The sequence below is a fragment of the Luteibacter sp. UNCMF331Sha3.1 genome, assembly GCF_900109915.1.
Taxonomy (GTDB): Bacteria; Pseudomonadota; Gammaproteobacteria; order Xanthomonadales; family Rhodanobacteraceae; genus Luteibacter.
In genome coordinates, this window is the sequence record NZ_FOBU01000001.1 from 722,767 (window position 1) to 740,854 (window position 18,088).

Below are 18,088 nucleotides of genomic sequence, written 5' to 3' on the forward strand. Positions count from 1 at the left end.
CCATCAAAGCAGCCACGACCCGATCAGGCCCATCACCACGAAAAACGGCACCGACCACAGGTGGAACGTGCCGTACGCCTTGCGCTCGCCCAGCAGCCGCAGCGCGATCAGGTTCGCCAGCGAACCGACCATGAAACCGAAGCCGCCCACGTTCACGCCGAACGCGATGGTCCGCCAGTCGTGCGAGTACTCCGCGAGCAGGATCGCCGCCGGCACGTTGCTCACGACCTGCGAGGCGAGCGCACCCGTCGCGTACAGATGACCGGCCTGCTGCAGGCCCAGTCCGCCGACGAACGCCTTTACCGCGTCGAGCCCCGCCAGCAGGCGCAGGTCGATGAACATCAGGACGAACGTCAGCAACAGCCCCCAGTCGATCGCCGCGACCACGCGGCGCCGCAGGATCAGGAACACCGCCAGCACGCCGCCAAGCGCCCAAGCGACCTCGTGCAGGTCGGTGAGCACGATGAAAGGGATGTAGAGCGCCGCGGCGACGACGAGCATCGTGCGGTCGACGGACTCCTCGCCGCGCTCGTGCACCTCGAGCGGCGTCGACGGAAAGGCGATGGCGGTCAGCGCCAGCAGCAGCACGAGCGCGATGCCGGCCAGCGGCAGCATGGCCCAGACGAAGGCACCGAAGCCGTTGTTCCACTGCTGCCAGACGAACAGGTTCTGCGGGTTGCCGATCGGCGTGAGCATCGAACCGGCGTTGACCGCCAGCGCCTCGAACACGACGAGCCGCGTGGCGGGCATGCGCGCGATGCGGCACATGCTCAGCGTGAGCGGAACCATCACGAAAAGCGCCACGTCGTTCGTCAGCAGCATCGACAGCAGCGCCGTCGCGGCCACGAGGCCGATGGCCGCGACGCGTCGCGTCGACGTGCGGTCGATCAGCCAGCGCCCTGCGATGTCCAGCGCGCCGCTCCGTTCGACCGCCTTGGTCAGTACCAGCAGGCCCGCCAGCGCCGCGATCGTCGGCCAGTCGACCAGCGCGGGCCAGCCACCGACGCGCGAGGGCAACGCGATCGCCAGCACGATGGCGACCGCGAGCAATACGAGAAAGAGCACATCGCGGCGCAGCTGTCGCAGCGATTCGGGCAACCACGTCATCCGACGATATCCGGGAAGAGGAAGCCGGATGATAACGGGCACGGGCGATGGACAGCGCGATGGGTACCTGGCGCGAGCACCCATCGCCAGCAGGCTGGCTCCTACCGCGGATTCAGTTCCGCGGCACGTCGACCTTGCCGGTCACGCCCTTGTGGTCGACATCGCCGCTGCCGACGCTGCGCACGCTGAGATCGCCGCGCACGCCGTCCACGTCGAGATCGCCCGACCCCAGCGTGCCGATCGCCACGTTGCCGGCCACGTCGATCAGCTTCGCATCGCCCGAACCGACGGAACCGATGCGTACGCCACCCTTGACGCGACGCGCAGTGAAATCGCCCGAGCCCACGGACGCGATGTCGAGGGGACCGGTGCCGTCCATCTTCAGATCGCCGGATCCCACCTTGCCGCGGAAGGGACCCGTCACGTCACGCGCTTCGAGATCGCCCGAGCCGATGTTCCCTTCCTGCAGCGTGACGCCGGTCACCGTCGCATCCCCCGAGCCCACATCGAGCAGGACGGGAACATCGGCGGGCACGCTCGCCTCGACCTTCAGGTAGGCGTAGTGGCTGCCGAAGCCGGACCAGCCGTCGCGCTTGTTGCTGAGCTCGACGAGCAACGTGTCACCGTCCCGTTGCTGCGTGACCACCAGATTGTGCAGCGCCTTCTCGTCCGACGCGCATGCCCTGCCCCGCACGGTGCCCTTGCCGCTCGCGGCGCCGCCGGACAGGTGCAGATCGTGGCTGTTGGTCGCGAAGCGGATGGTGCGGACGCCGCGCAGATCGAGGTCGAGGCTGCGATCGGCGTGGAACTGGCAATGCTCCTCGTCGGCCATGGCGACGGCAGGCAGCAGGAGCAGGGACGCAAGGAGCAATGAACGCATCGGGTTTTCCCCTCGAAATGGGTGGCATGGAACAGCATGGATGCCGCTCCGCGCCGAAAGGTTGCAGCCGTGGGTTCTCACGAACCTGACCGGACGGCAACGAGGCCGTCAACCGCGTCCGGACCGGCACGTTTTTCACCGTGCAAGTCCAACCGGGAGACACCCTATGCAACGCAAGACCCTTCTCGCCAGTGCCGCTTCCCTCCTACTCGCCGGCTCGGCCGCCTTCGCGTATGCGCAGGATGCCGCCCCGCAGGCCCCCGCCGCCCCGTCGGCCCGCACCAGCCAGCCGGCGCCTCCGCAGCAGCCCGGCCCGAAGTGGGGCCACGGCGATCGTGACCACGACCGCGGCGGCTGGGCCCGTCACGGCCGCGGCGGCGACCACGGCGGCCAGCGCGGTGGCGTGATCGGCGACCTTCGGGCACTCGAACGCCTCTACGTGACCAGCGGACGCAGCAAAGAGTTGCCGGCGCTGTACAACGAGGTGCTGGCGAAGTCGCAGAACCCGATGGTGCGCGACTATGCGTATCGCCATCTGGCCCGCGCACAGATGCAGCCGCAGAATGTCGACGCGGCGATCGCGACGATGCGCAAGAGCCTCGACGAGAGCCTGGCGCAGGACACGAAGCGCCATCAGGAGATGGAAGCGTTCAAGCAGCGCATGCAGCAGCGGGCTGCTGCCAAGTAAGGACAGGGCGGGGGCCGATGGCCCCCGCCCTTTTTATGTGGGCCGTCAGACCTCGTCGCGCTTCACGCGCACCCACAACGCTTCCTGTTCCCGCAGCGAATACGACGACAGTTCACGCCCCTCCGAGGCCGCGATCGCCTCCATGCCGCGGAAGCGCCGCTCGAACTTCGCGTTCGCGCCGCGCAGCGCGCGCGACACGTCGACCTTCGCGTGCCGCGCGAGATTCGCCGCCACGAAGAGCACGTCGCCGATCTCGTCGGCAAGGCGCTCTTCGTCCGCACCGTTGTCGAACTCGTGGCGCACTTCCTCGAGCTCTTCGGCGATCTTGTCGAGCACCGGCCGGTGATCGGGCCAGTCGAATCCGACGTTCGCCGCGCGCTTCTGCAGTTTCACCGCGCGCTGCCATTCCGGCAGGCCACGCGAGATACCGGCGAGCGCGCTCGCGTCGTCGACGCCTTTCGCCGCGCGCTCTTCCGCCTTGAGCCGGTCCCAGTCGCGCGAGCGCGCCGTGTCGCTCGCGTGCGTCACGTCGCCGAAGACGTGCGGATGCCGGCGTTCCATCTTGTCGCAGATCGCGGCGACGACATCGGCGAATGCGAACGCACCGGCTTCTTCGGCCATGCGGGCATGGAAGACCACCTGCAGCAGCAGGTCGCCGAGTTCGTCGCGCAGGTCGTGCATGTCGCCGCGGTCGATCGCGTCGGCGACTTCGTACGCCTCTTCGATGGTGTACGGCGCGATCGTCGCGAACGACTGCCTGACGTCCCACGGACAGCCGTCGTCGGGATCGCGCAGCCGCGCCATGATCGCGAGCAATTCGTCGACGTGTCGGGTCACGCGTCCTCCGGATCGATGAGCCGGGCCGCCCAGTCGACGCTCGTGTCGCCGCAGGCGATGAATTCGGGGTTGATGAGCGAATCGCGCGTGTTGTAGCGGAACGGTCGTCCGGCGAGATCCAGCACGCCGCCGCCCGATTCTTCGAGCACGCACTGCGCCGCCGCGGTATCCCACTCGGACGTCGCGCCCAGACGCAGGTAGATGTCGGCGTCGCCACGCGCGATGACGCAGAACTTCAGCGACGAGCCCAGCGCGAAGGTTTCGTGTTCGCCGAGGCGGTCGAGCAGCGTCATCGTGCGGCCGGTGCCATACGAACGGCTGCCCGTGACCATCAGCAGACCGTTCGCGCCGCGGGTGGACAGCGTCTCGCGCGGGGCGTCGGGCGTGCGCTGCCGCCAGGCGCCCTCGCCGCTCACCGCGGCGTAGAGATCGCCCGTGACGGGCGCGAGCACGACGCCGAGTACGCTTCGGTGATCTTCGATGAGTGCGATGTTGACGGTGAATTCGCCATTGCGCTTGACGAATTCACGGGTGCCGTCGAGCGGGTCGACGAGCCAGTGGCGTCGCCACGTCCGGCGTTCCGACCACGGCGCGGCGAGCGCTTCCTCGGAGATCACCGGCACGCCGGGCGCGAGCGCGTTGAGGCCTTCCTCGATGACGCGCTGCGCCGCGAGGTCGGCGGCGGTCACCGGGGAATCGTCGTCCTTGCAGATGACTTCGAAATCCTGCGCGTAGACGGCGAGGATCGCGTCGGCCGCGCGTCGCGCGATGGCGCAGACGGGGTCGAGCCAGAGGGCGGCGGGTGCGGTCACGCCGGGCGATAGCGGCCGGCGAGGTATTCGCGGGCCATGAACAGCGCCGCGATGGAGCGGCCTTCCGTGACGTCGTCGCGGGCGATCAGCTCGTGCAGTTCGTCGATGCGCCAGGGGACCACTTCCAGTTCCTCGGGCTCGTCGCCCTGAAGGCGCTCGGGATAGAGGTCTTCGGCGAGCACCACGTGGGCGAGGTGCGTCATGTACGAGGGGGACATCGACAGCGTGCCGAGGATCTTCAGCTTGCGCGCGCCGTAGCCGACTTCTTCCTTCAGTTCGCGGTCGGCGCCCTGCTCGGCGGTTTCGTCGCGGTCGAGGCGGCCTTTCGGCACGCCGAGCTCGTAGCGGTCGACGCCCACCCCGTACTCGCGCACGAGCAGCACCGTCTCCGGATCGCGCATCGCGACGATCAGCACGGCACCGAAGCCGCTGCCTTTCAGCCGCTGGTAGGTCCGGCGCTCGCCGTTGGAGAACTCGAGGTCCACTTCCTCCGCCCGGCGGAGGGGACTGTCGGGCGCGTCGCGCGTCGCGAGGATCGTCGGGCGTTTGTTCATCGGTCGATTGTAGCGCCGGTGAGCCGGGTGAGCGCTTCGGCGTGGATGGCGGGCGTGCCGGCCAGCACGCTGCGCGACGCGAGGTCGAGCTCCGCGCCGTGAATATCGGTGAAGACGCCGCCTGCCTCGCGGACGATCACCGCCAGCGCCGCCACGTCGAGGATGCTGACGTCGGATTCGATCACCAGATCGAGCCCGCCGCGCGCCAGCAGGTGGTAATGGCAGAAATCGCCGTAGCCGCGGATGCGGTTGCTGTCGCGGATCATCGCGCCCAGCGCGTCCCAGCGAGCGTCCCGCGTGAGCGTCTTCACGTTGCCGGTGGAGATCGACGCGTCGCGCATCGACGTCGTGGGCGCCACGCGGACGGGCTCGCCGTCGAGCCACGCGCCGCGCCCGCGCACGGCCCACATGCGTTCGCCGTACACCGGGGCCGACGACACGCCGAGCACCAGCTCGCCCCGGTGCATCAGGGCGATCTGCGTGGAAAAGAACGGCGTGCGGCGGACGAAGCTCTTCGTGCCGTCGAGCGGATCGACCAGCCAGAGGTAGTCGCGCGACGTATCGTCCGCGCCGTACTCCTCGCCGTAGATGCCCGCCTCGGGCAGCGCGGCGGCGAGAATGCCGCGGATCGCCATCTCGGCTTCGCGGTCGGCGACGGTCACCGGCGTGTCGTCGCCCTTGACGATGACGTCGACGCCGGCGCGCCAGTAGTGCTGGATGATCTCGGCGGCGGCGCCCGCCGCGTCGCGTGCCGCACCCAGTGCCTTGTCGAGAATGTCGGTCATGGCTCGATCCGCGGGGCGAGGCCCGCCTTGCGTTGCAGGTTGACGGAGCCGTCGCGGCCCGGTGGGCCGAAACGGGCGACGAGATGGGCGAGCGCGCTGTCGTCGACACGCGGCACGAGCCTGCCCTCCACGCGCCAGCCGAGCGGCGACGCGGCGAGCGAGGCGTTCACGGCCAGCGAGCCCTGGCCGTCGTCGACCAGGGTCGCGTGCATGACGCCGCCGCTCGCGCCCGTCTTCAGCGCGATGCCGCCGAGCGTCACGTCGCCCTCGGGCGTACGGATGGAGGCCTTGCGCCATGCCACGTCGGCATCGAGCGCGACGGGCCAGTTGCCCTGCAACTCGGCGCGCGGGATACGGCCCTCGACCACACCGGCCGGGACCATGCCCGCCGGCATCATCGGCCCGGCCAGCGCGGCGGCGTCCAGACGGAAATCGACACCGCTCCAGGTCATGGCGTCCGGACCGGTGCGCTCGAGGTGCCCATCGAAGCGCCCGGCGCGACCGTCGAGATGGAGGTCGAGATCGACGCGGCCCAGGATGGCGGCCCGGTCGAGGCGCCAGGTGAGGCTGCCCAGCTCACGGCCGTCGGCGGTCGCCACGCGGCCCGCGCGGCCGTCCCAGAGCGTGCCGGAGAGGTCGTGCAACGCCACGCCGTGCACGCGTCGGGCCAGCAACGGCACCGCGACGCCGGCGGGCATGAACCAGTAGAAGACGCCGGCGGCCGCCACGAGGAGCACGACGACCAGGGCGAACCAGCGGAACCATTTCAATCCATCACCTCACCTCGAAAAACCGTGGACTTGAGGACGGGAGAACGCGGGGCGATCATGGGCGGATGACCGAAGCCCTTTTCACGCCTCCGGCGGTCGACGCGTTCGTCGCCCGCGACCTCTCCGTCCTCTGGCACCCGTGCACCCAGATGCATGACCACGAGACCCTGCCCATGGTACCCGTGGTGCGCGGCGAAGGGGCGTGGCTGGTGGGCGCCGACGGCAAGCGCTACCTCGACGCGGTCAGCTCGTGGTGGACCAACCTCTTCGGCCACGCGGAGCCGCGCATCGGCGCGGCGCTGAAGGACCAGCTCGATCGCCTGGAACACGTGATCTTCGCCGGATTCACGCACGAGCCCGCCGTCGAACTCGCCGAGGAGCTGGTGCGCATCACCCCGCCCGGCCTCGAGCGCGTGTTCCTCGCCGACAACGGCTCGGCCGCGATCGAAGTCGCGCTGAAGATGAGCTTCCACTACTGGCTGAACCGGGGTCGCGGCGAGAAGACCCGATTCATCGCGCTGACCGGCAGCTACCACGGCGAAACGCTCGGTGCGCTCTCCGTCAGCGACGTGGCGCTGTATCGCAAGACATACGCACCGCTGCTGCTCACGCCCGAACTCGCGCCCTCCCCGGACGCCTACGAAGGCGAGCCGGGCGAATCGCCGGCCGACGTCGCGGCGCGACGACTGGGGGAAATGCGCACGCTGCTCGAACGCCACGCGCACGAAACCTGCGCCATCATCGTCGAACCGCTGGTGCAGTGCGCGGGCGGCATGCGCATGTACCACCCGTCGTACCTGACCGGCCTGCGCGCGCTATGCGACGAGTTCGACGTGCACTTCATCGCCGACGAGATCGCCGTGGGCTTCGGCCGGACCGGCACGCTCTTCGCGTGCGAGCAGGCGAACGTGTCGCCGGATTTCATGTGCCTCTCCAAGGGCCTCACCGGCGGCTTCCTGCCGCTCTCGGCGGTGGTCACCACGCGCGACGTGTACGAAGCGTTCTACGCCGAATACGCCGCGGGCAAGGCGTTCCTCCACTCGCATAGCTACACGGGCAATCCGCTGGCGTGCCGCGCCGCCACCGCGACGCTGAAGATCTTCCGCGACGATCCGGTGATCGAGCGCAACCGCGTGCTCGCCGCGCACATGGCCTCGCGTATCGCGCCGCTCGTCGATCATCCGCACGTCGCCGACGTGCGCCAGACCGGCATGATCGCGGCGATCGAGCTCGTGGCGGACAAGACCACCCGCGCCCCCTTCCCGGCCGCCGAACGGCGCGGCCTTCGCGTCTACCGGCACGGACTCGACCACGGCGCCCTGCTGCGTCCGCTGGGCAACATCGTGTACTTCATGCCGCCGTACGTGGTGACCGAAGACGAGATCGATTTCATGGTCGACACCGCGATCGCCGGGATCCGGATCGCAACGGGCTGACCGGCCCGCCGTCCGTCCCGCCGTCAGACGCGCGACAGGCCTACCGGCAAATCGCCCAGACGGGCCATCTCGCCACGGGTGAATTGCGCCGGATCCGCGAGGTAGTCCATCGCGAACCCGTGCGCGTCGGCACCCCAGAAGAGTTCGTCACCGATGGCGAGCGTGGGGACACCGAACAGCTGCTGGCGCATCGCTTCCTCGAAGTTCGCCTGCAGCGCGGCCTTGACGTCGGGAGCGGCCAGCGCCACGCGCACATCGTCGATGCCCAGCGATGCCGCTAGCGGTTCGAGCGCTTCGGCGGTGTCGGCCGCGCGGCCGTGCGCCCATATCCATTCGAAGATCGCGCCCACGGCGTCGACCGTGACGCCCGCCGCGATGGCGAGGCGCAGCGCGGGAAGCGGATTGAACGGGTGGGTCGGCGGAAAACGCATCGGTACGCCGTCCTGCCGGGCGCGCCACTGCGCGTAGCGGTAGGTGAATTCCCGCTTGCGCGGAATCTCGGCCGGACCGCGGTGGTTCATCTGCTTGAGCAGCGCACCGAACAGGATCGGCCGCAACGCCACCTCGCGCTGGCCCGCCAGCTCGCGCACTTGCTGCCACTGAAGCCAGGCGAACGGCGAAACGAAATCGAAATACCAGGCGATCGGCATGCTCAGGCTCCGGGGCGTCCCGGCCGACGATAGCGGCCCGCGTGCCCCGCTACAATGCATGTTTCGTGACACGAGGCACATCCATGCGCACCATCCGCATCCACGTCGACGCACCCCTGGCCAGCGGCAGCGAGGTCACCCTGCCCCCGCAGGCCGGCGAGCACGTGGCCCGGGTGCTGCGCCTGGAAACCGGCGCCCCGGTCGTCCTCTTCTCCGGGCACGACGGCATGGAGTACGACGCGACGCTGGCGTCCGTCGGCAAGCGCGACGTCGTTGCCGCGATCGGCGCCGGGCGCGCGGTGACGAACGAGTCGCCGCTCTCGCTCACCCTCGCCCAAGGCGTGGCGCGCGGCGAGAAGATGGACCTCATCGTGCAGAAGGCGACCGAGCTCGGCATCGCGCACATCGTGCCGATCCTTACCGAGCGGTCGGAGGTGAAGCTCGACGCGGCACGCGGGGAGAAGCGTCTGGCGCACTGGCGTGCCGTGGCCGCGAGCGCGTGCGAGCAGTCGGGGCGCGCACGCGTGCCGTCGATCGCGCCTGCCGTACCGCTTGCCGCGTGGCTCGCTTCGCTGGAACAGGGCGGATCGCTTCGTCTCGCGCTGCTGCCCGAAGGCACGACGCGTCCGTCCGAACTCGGTGCGATCGACGCTGCCATCCTCGCCATCGGGCCGGAGGGCGGCTTCGGCGAGCGCGATCGGGCGGCACTGGCGGCGGCCGGTTTTACCGGGTTGCGGCTCGGGCCGCGCATCCTGCGCACGGAGACGGCTGGCCTCGCGGCGATCGCAGCGTTGCAGGCGCTGTACGGCGATATCTGACTCGCTGCTCTGGTGGGAGCCAGCCTGCTGGCGATGGGTGCTTGCCGCGAGCACCTATCGCCAGAAGGCTGGCTCCCACCAGAAGCTCGTCAGCTCAGCGCCGCTGCGATTCGCGCCATCACCGCCTCGTCGAGCAGCGGCACCGCGTCCAGCGCCCTGAGGTTCTCTTCCAGCTGCGACGTGCGGCTCGCGCCGAGGATCACCGTCGACACGTTCGGGTTCTTCAGGCACCACGCGAGCGAGAGGCGCGCGAGCGGTATGCCGAGATCGTCGGCGATCGGTGCGAGTGCGCGCACGGCCTTCAGGCGCGCCCCGTCGTTTTCGAGCAGCGCGTCGCGGAGCCACGCGTAATCCGGATGCCCGAGGCGCGAATCGTCGGGCACGCCGTCGTTGTACTTGCCCGTGAGCAAGCCCGAGGCGAGCGGCGACCAGATCGTGGTACCCATGCCGTAGCGGTCGTAGAGCGACGCGTACTCACGCTCGAAACGCTCGCGGTGCAACAGGTTGTACTGCGGCTGCTCCATCGACGGCGCGACGAGGTTGCGCTCGCGCGCGACGCGGTGGGCCTCCTCGATGAGGTCGGCGGACCATTCGCTCGTGCCCCAGTACATCACCTTGCCCTGGCGCACGAGCGTATCCATCGCGAGCACCGTTTCTTCCACCGGCGTGTCCGGATCGGCGCGGTGGCAGAAGTACATGTCGAGATAGTCGACGCGCAGGCGCTGAAGTGCCTGATGGCAGGCATCGAAGACGTGCTTGCGCGAGAGACCGCGCTGCGTCGGCTTCGGCGTTTCCGTGGCACCGAAGTAGACCTTGCTCGACACGGTGTAGGCGTCGCGTGGCAGGCGCAGGTCGGCGATCACGTCGCCCATCAGGCGTTCCGCGTCGCCCGCGTTGTAGGTCTCGGCGTTATCGAAGAAGTTGACGCCATGGTCGTAGGCGAGCGCGATCAGCTCGCGCGCTTCCGAACGGCCGACCTGCCGCCCGAACGTGACCCACGCGCCGTACGACAACGCGGAAACCTTGAGGCCGGTCGAACCGAGGCGACGATATTCCATGGGGGTTCCTCAGGCGAAGAAATGAACCAGGGCGGCTAGCGCGACCGCCGCGAAGATACCCGCGATCACGTCGTCGAGCATGACGCCGAGGCCGCCTTTCACGCGACGGTCGAACCAGGCGATCGGCCACGGTTTCCACACGTCGAAGAGGCGGAACAGCGCGAAACCGCAGAGCACCGTCCACCACGGCCCATGCAGGGCCGGGAGAAGCGCGATCCACTGGCCGGTGAATTCGTCCCAGACGAGGCTGCGGTGATCGTCGACGCCGAGGATCTTTCCCGCGATGTCGCACGCGGCGACGCCCACGACGAACGAGACGACGATCACGCCGACCCACGCCAGCACGGTGAGGTCGCGAAGGAAGAGCCAGGGCAGGATCGCGGCCAGCGAGCCGAAGGTTCCCTGCGCTTTCGGCGCGAGGCCGGAGCCGAACCCCACGGCGAGCCACCCCGCCGGGGTCTTGAGAAGGCGTCGCCGGTCGGCCGGATCGAGGACGTATTTGGTGCTCATGTCGCGAAGTGGTTCCAGCCGATGCGCGCGGGTTCGTACGTGCCGCCCTGCCCGTCGATCACGCGCACGCCGGCGCCCTCGACGATGCGGCCGATACGCGTGCCGCCGCAGCCCAACCGGGCCAGCGTTGCGCCGACTTCACCCGCGCGGTTCTCCGGCACGGCGAAGCAGAGTTCGTAATCGTCGCCGCCGCCCAGCGCGAATTCCAGCGCGTCGGCATCGGCGAAGTGCGCGAGCATGCCGGACGATCGCGGCAGCATCGCCGCGTCGATGTCCGCGCCGACACCGCTTGCCGCGCAGATATGAGCGAGATCCGCGACGAGACCGTCGGAGATGTCGATACAGGCCGTGGCGATACCTCGCAGCGCCTGCCCCGCGGAAACGCGCGGCGTCGGGCGGTTCAGCCGTTCGACGAGCGAGGCGTACGGCGACGCATCGGCCTCGGCGAGACAACGCAGGCCCGCGGCGGCGTCGCCGAGCGTACCCGTCACCATCACGACATCGCCCACGCGCGCCCCGGAACGCAACAGGGCTTCGCCCGGCGCGGTGAAACCGTGCACCGCGACGGTGACCGTCAGCGGACCTCGCGTGGTATCGCCGCCGATCAACGCGAGCCGGTACGGCGTCGCCAGTTCCGCGAAACCCCGCGCGAGGCCATCGAAGAAGGCTTCGTCGCCATGCGGCGTGGTGAGGGCGAGCAACGCCCACGCGGGCGTGGCGCCCATCGCGGCGAGATCGGAGAGATTGACGGCGAGGGCCTTCCAGCCGATGTCGGCGGGATCGGTGCCCTGCGGAAAATGGACGCCCTCGACGAGGGTGTCGACGGCGATCGCGAGTTCGCGTCCCGCCGGGACCGCGACCACCGCGGCATCGTCGCCGATGCCTTCGACGACGTCGTCGCGGTGGACTTCCGTATGCCGGCGGATACGGTCGATCAGGTCGAATTCCATGCGTTTCCTTGAGGCAGGAGAGCGCGCGGGATCGCGACGCCGGGGATCAGGATCGCTTCTCGGCCGTACGCCAGTGCGTCGCGAGTTTGTCGAGCACGCCGTTCACATAGCTGTGGCCGTGATCGGCACCGAAGCGCTTCGTGGCTTCCACCGCTTCGTTGATGACGACACGGTACGGCACGTCGGGGCGGTACTTCAGCTCGTACGCGCCCATGCGCAGCGCCGCGCGCTCGATCTGGTCGATCTGCGACACCTCGCGGTCGATGAACGGCTTGAGGCCGTCGTCGAGCTCCTTCACGTGCTGCTCCACGCCCTTGAGGATGTCCTCGAAGTACTCGAGGTCGGCCACTTCCATGTCCTGCTCGTGGCGGAACTGCGCGATGACGTTACCCATCTTGCTGCCGCCGACCTGCCAGGCGTAGAGCGCCTGGACCGCGCGGCGGCGGGCGCGCGAGCGCGCCGCCATGTCGATGCCCTGACGAGGCGCGGTCACTGGCCGATCTTCGTGTAGAGGTTGACCATTTCGATGGCGACCACGGCGGCATCGGCACCCTTGTTGCCGGCCTTGGTGCCCGAACGCTCGATGGCCTGCTCGATGCTGTCGGTGGTCAGCACACCGAAGCACACCGGCACGCCGGAGGCGTAAGCGGCCTGGCCGAGACCCTTGGCGGCTTCGCCGGCGACGTAGTCGAAGTGCGGCGTCGAACCGCGGATCACCGCGCCGAGGCCGATCACGGCGGCGTACCGACCCGAGTTGGCGACCTTGTACGCGGCCTGCGCGATTTCCCAGGCGCCGGGCACGCGGATCAGGTCGATCGCATCGTCCTTCACGCCGTGGCGGACGAGCACGTCGCGCGCGCCTTCGACCAGCGGCTCGACGACGAACGCGTTGAAACGGCCTGCCACGATGGCGAAGCGGCCCTTGGGAGTGGCGAAATCGCCTTCGATGATCTTCATGTTCGGGATGTCCTGGGCGGATCGGCCGCCGCGCGACCGGATATTTTACGGGGTTTTCGGCCTTGGGTGGCCGCTGAAACGAAGGGTGGCCCTGCCGTCCGCCACCACGAGCCGGCCGGCCGCGCCGAACGGGAGGGTGAACTTGGCCGGACCGTGCCCGAACGGCAGGCCCCGGACGATGGGAATGCCCGCCGCGCCGGCGATCCGCTCGAAGACGGTGTCGAGGTCGTAGCCGTTGTCGTATTCGGCCACGCGATAGCCGGTGAAGTCGCCGACCAGCAGGGCCTTCTGCGCACCGAGCACCCCCGCGTGCAGCAGGTGATAGAGCATGCGTTCCACCCGGAACGGCGGCTCTGCGATGTCCTCGATGTAGAGCAGGCCGCCCTCGATCGATGGAAAGTACGGCGAGCCGACGAGGCCCGCGAGCATGGCGAGGTTGCCGCCCCAGAGCGTGCCGTCGACGGCGATATCCGGGGTGTGCGGCGCCTCCCATTCCCCGAGGCCCTCCTCGTCGGCGAGGGTTCGCCAGACGTGTTCCCACGTCAGCGGGTCGAGCTCCGGCGCACCGAAGTCGGCGCCGAGCATCGGGCCGCCGTAGGTGACGATGCCCGCGCGGGCATAGAGCGCGGACTGCAGCGCCGTGAAGTCGCTGTGTCCGATCATCGCCACGGGCGCGTCGCGCAGACGCTCGCCGAGTGCGTCGTAATTCAGCAGCGGCAACAGCGGGTGTGCGCCATAGCCACCGCGGATGGCGAGCACCACGTCGGGCAGCGGACGCGACGGGTCGGCCAGCCCGTTGAGGTCGGCCGCGCGCTCGGCGTCCGTGCCCGCGAAACGCAGGTCGAGGCGATCGAGGACCTCACGGCCGGCGATCCGGTGACCGGCGGCTTCCAGCCGCTCGATGCCCCGACGCATGGCCTCGGGGATATGGGGGTAACCGGAAGGAGCGATCAGGCGGATCTCGTAACGTGCGGACATGCGGGATACGTCGTGTTCCAAAGCGATAGCAATAATGGCTTGGCGGACCTTTCGCAACATCGGGTTGCGTGATCACCCCGCCTGTTCGACCACTTCGAGGCCGAACCCCGCGATGCCGACGAACTTACGCGGCGTGCCCATCACGCGGAGCCGTTTCACGCCGAGGTCCGCGAGGATCTGCGCGCCCAGACCCAGCTGACGCCATTCCTGGTCATCCTTCGGCGCGGGCATGGGGGCCGCGTCGCGCTTGAGCCGGGCCAGCAGGGCCTCGGGCGTGTCGGCGCCGGAGAGCACGAGCAGCACGCCGCGGTCCTCGGCGTCGATGCGACGCAGGGCGTCGGTCACGGTCTGCCCGAGGTCGTCGCGCTTGAGGTGGAGCACGTCGGAAAGCGTATTGCGCACGTGCACGCGCGTGATCACGGGCTCGCCATCGCCGATGTCGCCACGCGTGAGCGCGAAGTGCAGCCCATGCCGGATGGCGTCGCGGAAGGCGATGAGGCGAAAAGGACCGAACTCGGTATCGACGTCGTCGGCGAACACGCGCTCGACCGTCTTTTCGGTTTCGAGGCGATAGCGGATCAGGTCGGCGATCGTGCCGATCTTCAGGCCGTGCTTCGCCGCGAAGACTTCGAGCTCGGGGCGACGCGCCATCGAGCCGTCGTCGTGGAGGATTTCGATCAGCACGGACGCGGGCTCGAGGCCCGCGAGCGCGGCCAGGTCGCAACCGGCTTCGGTGTGGCCCGCGCGCGACAGCACGCCGCCGGCCTGCGCGGTGAGCGGAAACACGTGCCCCGGCATGGTGATGTCGGCGGGCGAGGCGTCCTTCGCGACGGCGGCCTGCACGGTGCGCGCGCGGTCGTGCGCCGAGATGCCGGTGGTGACACCCTCGGCGGCCTCGATCGAGACGGTGAAGTTGGTGTGGTACGGCGAGTTGTTGTCGCTGACCATCGGCTTCAGGCCGAGCTGACGCGTGCGCTGCTCGGTAAGCGTCAGGCACATGAGACCGCGTGCCTCGCGAACCATGAAGTTGACGTCCTCCGGCCGGACCTTTTCGGCGGCCATGACGATGTCGCCTTCGTTTTCGCGATCCTCGTCGTCGAGGATCACGACCATGCGGCCGTTGCGAAGGTCTTCGAGGATCTCGGGAATGGTGTTGAAGGGCATGGAGGTCGTTCCGCTCAGGCGAAGCCGTGCTGTTTCAGGAAGGCCTCGTCGAGGCGCGGGCTGCCGCCGGCGCCGAGCAGCCGCTCGATGTACCGCGCGACCACGTCGACCTCGATGTTCACGGCGTCGCCGGCGCGGCGCGCCGAGAACGCGGTGTGTTCGACCGTGTGCGGAATGAGGTTGACGCCGAAACGGTTGCCCTCGACCTCGTTGACCGTGAGGCTGGTACCGTCGATGCAGACGGAGCCCTTGTGCGCGATGTAACGCGCGAGGTCGGAGGGCACCTCGAAGCTCCAGCGCAGCGATCGACCGTCTGGCACGACCGAAACGACCTTGCCGGTGCCGTCGACGTGTCCGGATACCAGGTGGCCGCCAAGACGGTCCGCCAGGCGCAAGGCTTTTTCGAGGTTCACCGGGTCGCCCGCCTTGTGTCGGCCGAGCGTGGTGTGCGCGAGCGTCTCGTTCGAGACGTCGGCCGCGAAGCTGGCGACGTCGAACGCGATCACGGTGAGGCAGACGCCGGAAACGGCGATGCTGTCGCCGAGGGCGACGTCGGTCATGTCGAGGGAGGCGGTGTCGACCGTGAGACGGACGTCGCCGCCGCGCGGTTCGAGGCGCGCGATGCGGCCGACCGCCTGGATGATGCCGGTGAACATGTCAGCGACCTCCGACGAAGGAGGCGTGGCGCAGTGTGGTTTTCATGAAACGTTTCCCGCGGTGGTGAGCGAAAAACGCCCCAAGGCATGGCCTTCGCTCACTCCCCGGGGGAACGAGCGAACGCCGTCTTCTTTCATCCGGACTATGACCGTCGGCTCCGGCATCGGACCGGATCTGCTGACCTTCCGGCAGGACCGGAAGCGCTCGCGGGCTCGTTCACTGGGAACCTACCGCCGGTGGGGATTTACACCCCGCCCTGAAGACGCTGTGGAGGCGCAAGGATAGCATGGTGCTGCTTGCGCCCCCTGCCGGAATGGGGGCTGAGACGCCGTCTTTTCAAGGTCCAGCGTGGGAGCCAGCCTGCTGGCTGCAGGTACCCGGTGGCTCCTACCGAAACGTCAGGGCCTCAGCACCCGATCCATCACCCAGCTCGTGCGCGCGCCCGTGCGCGCCGTCGACGGACAGATGCCCTTCCCCGTGAGCTCCGCCACGATCGATGCGATCAGCGGCTGCTGGATATGCTCGGGGTTGGCGATGTGGATGTCCTCCACGTGCCCGCCCGATTCGAGCCGGATCGGCCCGTCGCCGAACGTGGCGAACGTGAGCCGCCCGCCGTTGCCCACGATCTGCACGCGATCCTCGCGGCGGTCGGCGGCGAAGTTCCACAGGCCGGTGCCCAGCACACCGCTGTAGAAGCGAAACGCCATCGCCACGGTGTCCTCCGCTGGATACGCACCGAGCTGGTTCGACACCATGCCGCGGGCGTCGACGATAGGGCCAAGCAGGAAATCGAGGATGTCGAGGGTATGGCAGCCGATGTCGACGAAGATGCCGCCACCCGAGATCGCCGGTTGCACCGTCCACGGCAGGTTCGCCGGATCGCGGTAGCGCGACTCGAACGGGTGGTGCAGCAGCACGTCGACGATGCGCGGCGCACCGATCGCACCGTCGGACAGCAGCTGCGCGATGCGCCGGAAGCGCGGCAACATGCGGCGGTAATACGCGACGAAAACGGGCACACCGGCGGCTTCGCCCGCGCGCACGATGTCCTGACATTCGGCGTGATCGATCGCCATGGGCTTTTCGACGTATACCGGCTTGCCCGCCGCGATCGCCTTCAGCGCGAGTTCGCGATGGCTCGACGGCGGCGTGGCGACGTACACCGCGTCGACACCGGGATCCGCGATCAGGGCGTCCGCATCGTCGTACCAGCGCGGCACACCGTGACGGCGTGCATAGTCGCGCGCCTTGTCGCCGTCGCGGCGCATCACCGCCACCAGCGACGAATCGGGTACTTTCGCGAAGGCCGGGCCGCTCTTGACCTCCGTCACGGCGCCGCAGCCGACGATCCCCCAGCGAACGTGCGCCAGGCGTGGCGTCATCACGCCCCGGCCTTCGCCGTGTGGGCGGGACGAAGCTGCAGCCGCGTGTCGTCGCCGACCTGACGCCGGTCGACGGTATCGAGCTTCCAGCGCGACGCCATGTCGTCGAGCGGCGGCAACGCCAGCATCGGGCGCGCGCTGCTGCCGAGCAGCACCGGCGCGACGTACACGAGCAGCTCGTCGGCGAGTCCCGCCGCGAGCAGCGCGCCGCAGAGCACCGGACCGGCCTCCACGTGCACTTCGTTGACGTCACGGAGCGCCAGTACGTGCAACGCGGCACGCAGATCGAGGCCACCGCGATCGTCGAGACGCACCGCGGCGCGGTCCACGCCGGCCAGATGCGCGGGCACGGCGACGTCCGGGGCGTGCATCAGCAGCGTCGGCGCGGCGGCGTCGAGCACGTTCGCGCGGTGCGGTGTGCGCAGGCGCGAATCGAGGATCGCACGCAGCGGCGGTACGAATCGTTCGTCGCCCGGAAGACGCACGGTGAGGTGCGGGTCGTCCGCCAGCACGGTGCCACTGGCCGACAGGATGGCGGACGCACGGGCGCGCCAGCGCTGCACGTCCGCGCGCGCGGCCTCGCCGGTAATCCATTTCGACGAACCGTCGGCGAGCGCGGTGCCCCCGTCGAGGCTCATCGCGAGCTTCACCCGCACCCACGGGCGCCCCCGTTCGATGCGGCTGAAGAATCCGATGTTGAGCTCGCGCGCCTGCTCGCGCATCAGGCCGACCTGCACGCCGATGCCCGCGTCGCGCAGCTTCGCGATACCGGCGCCATCGACCTTGTCGAACGGGTCCTCGTGCGCGACGACCACGCGCCCGACGCCCGCCGCGATCAGCGCGTCGGCGCAGGGCGGCGTGCGGCCATGGTGCGCGCAGGGCTCGAGCGTGACGTACGCCGTGGCGCCGCGGGCGGATTCGCCGGCTTCGCGCAGCGCGTGCACTTCGGCATGCGGCTCGCCGGCACGCCGGTGCCAGCCGGTGCCGAGCACGGTGTCGCCGCGCGCGACGACGCAGCCGACGCGCGGATTCGGTTGCGTGGTGTGCATGCCCTGCGCGGCGAGGCGCAGCGCATGGGCCATGTGGACGTGGTCC

The 18,088-nt window shown here is 69.2% G+C and carries 21 protein-coding genes and 1 riboswitch; of the genes, 3 read left to right on the forward strand and 18 right to left on the reverse strand.

Annotated features, from left to right (window positions below):
- Positions 1–3: 3 nt before the first annotated feature.
- A complete protein-coding gene (locus BMX32_RS03170; RefSeq protein ID WP_089974408.1) occupies positions 4–1,107 on the reverse strand; it encodes an SLC13 family permease in 1,104 nt (367 codons plus the stop codon).
- 112 nt (positions 1,108–1,219) lie between these two features.
- Positions 1,220–1,987 (reverse strand): DUF4097 family beta strand repeat-containing protein, encoded by a 768-nt coding sequence (locus BMX32_RS03175; RefSeq protein WP_089974409.1) that lies wholly within the window; start codon positions 1,985–1,987, stop codon positions 1,220–1,222.
- A 166-nt stretch (positions 1,988–2,153) separates the two neighbouring features.
- Between BMX32_RS03175 and BMX32_RS03180 the strand changes: the two genes are divergently transcribed.
- Complete coding sequence (locus BMX32_RS03180) at positions 2,154–2,675, forward strand: hypothetical protein (RefSeq protein ID WP_029214022.1); 522 nt, start codon at positions 2,154–2,156, stop codon at positions 2,673–2,675.
- 45 nt (positions 2,676–2,720) lie between these two features.
- On the opposite strand, the gene mazG is transcribed toward BMX32_RS03180, so the two are convergent.
- From mazG to gspN, 5 genes are read right to left on the reverse strand one after another with little or no spacing between them, the layout of a single operon-like run.
- Positions 2,721–3,512 carry a nucleoside triphosphate pyrophosphohydrolase gene (gene mazG / locus BMX32_RS03185; protein ID WP_029214023.1) on the reverse strand — a complete coding sequence of 264 codons (792 nt, stop codon included), beginning with the start codon at positions 3,510–3,512 and terminating at the stop codon, positions 2,721–2,723.
- Positions 3,509–4,324 carry a 3'(2'),5'-bisphosphate nucleotidase CysQ gene (gene cysQ, locus BMX32_RS03190; RefSeq protein WP_029214024.1) on the reverse strand — a complete coding sequence of 272 codons (816 nt, stop codon included), beginning with the start codon at positions 4,322–4,324 and terminating at the stop codon, positions 3,509–3,511. Before cysQ ends, mazG begins: the two co-directional genes overlap by 4 nt.
- Positions 4,321–4,878 (reverse strand): ADP compounds hydrolase NudE, encoded by a 558-nt coding sequence (gene nudE / locus BMX32_RS03195; RefSeq protein ID WP_029214025.1) that lies wholly within the window; start codon positions 4,876–4,878, stop codon positions 4,321–4,323. The genes cysQ and nudE overlap by 4 nt, the downstream gene beginning before the upstream one ends.
- Positions 4,875–5,663 carry an inositol monophosphatase family protein gene (locus tag BMX32_RS03200; protein ID WP_089974412.1) on the reverse strand — a complete coding sequence of 263 codons (789 nt, stop codon included), beginning with the start codon at positions 5,661–5,663 and terminating at the stop codon, positions 4,875–4,877. The genes nudE and BMX32_RS03200 overlap by 4 nt, the downstream gene beginning before the upstream one ends.
- Positions 5,660–6,433 carry a type II secretion system protein N gene (gene gspN / locus BMX32_RS03205; RefSeq protein WP_029213493.1) on the reverse strand — a complete coding sequence of 258 codons (774 nt, stop codon included), beginning with the start codon at positions 6,431–6,433 and terminating at the stop codon, positions 5,660–5,662. The genes BMX32_RS03200 and gspN overlap by 4 nt, the downstream gene beginning before the upstream one ends.
- A 65-nt stretch (positions 6,434–6,498) precedes the next feature.
- Here gspN and BMX32_RS03210 point away from each other — a divergent pair, with 65 nt between their 5' ends.
- Positions 6,499–7,869 (forward strand): adenosylmethionine--8-amino-7-oxononanoate transaminase, encoded by a 1,371-nt coding sequence (locus tag BMX32_RS03210; protein WP_089974413.1) that lies wholly within the window; start codon positions 6,499–6,501, stop codon positions 7,867–7,869.
- A gap of 23 nt (positions 7,870–7,892) precedes the next feature.
- Here BMX32_RS03210 and BMX32_RS03215 read toward each other — a convergent pair whose 3' ends face one another.
- Positions 7,893–8,519 (reverse strand): 2-hydroxychromene-2-carboxylate isomerase, encoded by a 627-nt coding sequence (locus tag BMX32_RS03215; RefSeq protein ID WP_089974414.1) that lies wholly within the window; start codon positions 8,517–8,519, stop codon positions 7,893–7,895.
- A gap of 83 nt (positions 8,520–8,602) precedes the next feature.
- Here BMX32_RS03215 and BMX32_RS03220 point away from each other — a divergent pair, with 83 nt between their 5' ends.
- Positions 8,603–9,337, forward strand: a complete 735-nt coding sequence (locus BMX32_RS03220) for a 16S rRNA (uracil(1498)-N(3))-methyltransferase (protein ID WP_089974415.1) — start codon at positions 8,603–8,605, stop codon at positions 9,335–9,337.
- Between the two features lie 89 nt (positions 9,338–9,426).
- Here BMX32_RS03220 and BMX32_RS03225 read toward each other — a convergent pair whose 3' ends face one another.
- From BMX32_RS03225 to ribD, 10 genes are all read right to left on the reverse strand, one after another.
- On the reverse strand, positions 9,427–10,395 hold the full coding sequence (locus BMX32_RS03225; RefSeq protein WP_089974416.1) for a potassium channel beta subunit family protein: 969 nt from the start codon (positions 10,393–10,395) through the stop codon (positions 9,427–9,429).
- A gap of 9 nt (positions 10,396–10,404) precedes the next feature.
- Complete coding sequence (locus BMX32_RS03230; protein ID WP_029213488.1) at positions 10,405–10,905, reverse strand: phosphatidylglycerophosphatase A family protein; 501 nt, start codon at positions 10,903–10,905, stop codon at positions 10,405–10,407.
- The gene (gene thiL / locus BMX32_RS03235; RefSeq protein WP_089974417.1) at positions 10,902–11,855 is read right to left on the reverse strand and encodes a thiamine-phosphate kinase; all 954 of its coding nucleotides are present in this window, start codon (positions 11,853–11,855) and stop codon (positions 10,902–10,904) included. The genes BMX32_RS03230 and thiL overlap by 4 nt, the downstream gene beginning before the upstream one ends.
- 46 nt (positions 11,856–11,901) lie before the next feature.
- Positions 11,902–12,321, reverse strand: coding sequence for a transcription antitermination factor NusB (nusB, locus tag BMX32_RS03240; RefSeq protein ID WP_049808634.1), 420 nt, complete (start codon positions 12,319–12,321; stop codon positions 11,902–11,904).
- A gap of 23 nt (positions 12,322–12,344) precedes the next feature.
- A complete protein-coding gene (gene ribE / locus BMX32_RS03245) occupies positions 12,345–12,812 on the reverse strand; it encodes a 6,7-dimethyl-8-ribityllumazine synthase (protein ID WP_089974419.1) in 468 nt (155 codons plus the stop codon).
- Positions 12,813–12,857: 45 nt separating this feature from the next.
- The gene (gene ldcA, locus BMX32_RS03250; RefSeq protein WP_089974421.1) at positions 12,858–13,790 is read right to left on the reverse strand and encodes a muramoyltetrapeptide carboxypeptidase; all 933 of its coding nucleotides are present in this window, start codon (positions 13,788–13,790) and stop codon (positions 12,858–12,860) included.
- A gap of 72 nt (positions 13,791–13,862) precedes the next feature.
- Complete coding sequence (ribB, locus tag BMX32_RS03255) at positions 13,863–14,954, reverse strand: 3,4-dihydroxy-2-butanone-4-phosphate synthase (protein ID WP_029213484.1); 1,092 nt, start codon at positions 14,952–14,954, stop codon at positions 13,863–13,865.
- A gap of 14 nt (positions 14,955–14,968) precedes the next feature.
- On the reverse strand, positions 14,969–15,610 hold the full coding sequence (locus BMX32_RS03260; protein WP_029213483.1) for a riboflavin synthase: 642 nt from the start codon (positions 15,608–15,610) through the stop codon (positions 14,969–14,971).
- A gap of 122 nt (positions 15,611–15,732) precedes the next feature.
- Positions 15,733–15,879: riboswitch (FMN riboswitch) on the reverse strand.
- Positions 15,880–16,009: 130 nt separating this feature from the next.
- Positions 16,010–16,993: a Gfo/Idh/MocA family protein gene (locus BMX32_RS03265; RefSeq protein WP_089974423.1), complete on the reverse strand. Its 984-nt coding sequence runs from the start codon at positions 16,991–16,993 to the stop codon at positions 16,010–16,012.
- A complete protein-coding gene (ribD, locus tag BMX32_RS03270; protein WP_089976887.1) occupies positions 16,993–18,075 on the reverse strand; it encodes a bifunctional diaminohydroxyphosphoribosylaminopyrimidine deaminase/5-amino-6-(5-phosphoribosylamino)uracil reductase RibD in 1,083 nt (360 codons plus the stop codon). The genes BMX32_RS03265 and ribD overlap by 1 nt, the downstream gene beginning before the upstream one ends.
- Positions 18,076–18,088: the final 13 nt, after the last annotated feature.